The organism is Pantoea sp. BL1, assembly GCF_000963985.1.
Lineage (GTDB): Bacteria > Pseudomonadota > Gammaproteobacteria > Enterobacterales > Enterobacteriaceae > Pantoea > Pantoea rwandensis_B.
Genome location: NZ_JZRH01000094.1, coordinates 1 through 1,335 on the forward strand (window position 1 = coordinate 1; position 1,335 = coordinate 1,335).

Consider the following 1,335-nt stretch of genomic DNA (forward strand, 5'->3'; position numbering starts at 1 on the left):
CTCTGAGGCGGGCAGCAAAGGCGGCGCCGCCAGAGGCGGTAACTTCAAAAACTGTCCCGATCGCGCGCGCGAGGCCGGTCGTAAAGGCGGACTTATCAGCCGGCGGAGCCCAAAACCTGAAGTTTAAATAAAACCACCCGGACGCGCGCCGGAAGTAAATTTTATCCCGGCGCGCTTAATTAGGAAATATGTATTTCCAAATCATCTCTGAGGTTGAAGTAGAATAATCAACGAAACCTACCCCCTGATTTTTCTGATATGTGGCGCATATTCATGGCCAGTAACCTGCAGGCTTATCATCCATATTTTTCAGGCCATGTTAAATCCTCTTCTGAGATTAAATCCCGAAACATTCACATGCTCAGGCTGCATCTCAGGATGAAAACGATTTCAGACTACACATAAGTTTTATTCAGTATTTTCTGATATTTACCTCTGATAATCTGTCAGGCATCTGAATTCAGGGTGTTTTTTATTGCTGTGCGGCTGAGCGTAATTCTGACTGACGGGATAATGCGCGGAAAGTATTTAAATGGAACCGGTTTTCAGTCCGTTAAGTGACTACACTGAAATACCGTAATAAAGCGGAGGGAGAGCAAAGCATGCCTGATAATGACCATGACCAGAACCAAATGATTATTGGCGAAGCGGCAGTTCATCTGGCGATGAATAATGCGGACATTACCGTTGGCTCGCTTATCCGCGAGCTGGCTGAGATGGCCGACGTAGAGGAAAATCCAGAGCGCTGCGTGCAGATAAGAGGGGCGAAACGCTGGCTCCGCAGGTTTGAGTCATTACCGGGCAACCGGGACGAGCTGAGATGGATTACCGCCTCAGGCCGCGGCTCAGCGCACTGAAGGCATTCCCGCCTGTTCGGATGATACCGGGCAGGCTTCTTCCCTGTACCCCGGCCCCTGAGCTGAGCATGCTGTTCTGACTGTTGTACAACCCTTTCGTTAACTCGCTCATCATTCGCGCGCTGATACTCACCTAAGTTACTGTTTAGTAACATCTAGCACTTTTTGCACAAAAAGATAAGCTGTACAACAACACAATTGCTGTACAAGTTTGATTAAGTTGTATAACTTTACGGTCAGACAGAGCCGACTACATTTTAACCATTGAGAGGTTCACCATGCGTCAGAACGTTACGAAATTCCCGGACTCCGCCAGCGACATTGCGCATTACTTCAGCAAGGCGTCGGCGCCAACCCAGCAGGAAACGCTGGGGCAGATTGTCGTAGAAATCCTGCGCGCAGGCAAGAACCTTAATCGTAAGGCCATCTGTACCAAACTGCTGCGCCGCCTTGAAGTGGCAGCGAATCAGGAAGAAGA

General features: G+C 49.2%; 3 protein-coding genes. All 3 read left to right on the forward strand.

The annotated features are described in order from the left end of the window. Nucleotides 1-127 (forward strand): general stress protein (locus VH86_RS24465; RefSeq protein ID WP_045834427.1); only part of this gene is annotated, 127 nt, incomplete at its 5' end. Nucleotides 128-602: 475 nt separating this feature from the next. Continuing rightward, nucleotides 603-857: a hypothetical protein gene (locus VH86_RS24470; protein WP_045834428.1), complete on the forward strand. Its 255-nt coding sequence runs from the start codon at nt 603-605 to the stop codon at nt 855-857. A 278-nt stretch (nt 858-1,135) separates the two neighbouring features. Then, on the forward strand, nt 1,136-1,335 hold a 200-nt coding region (gene ycgZ, locus VH86_RS24475; protein ID WP_045834429.1), incomplete at its 3' end, for a regulatory protein YcgZ.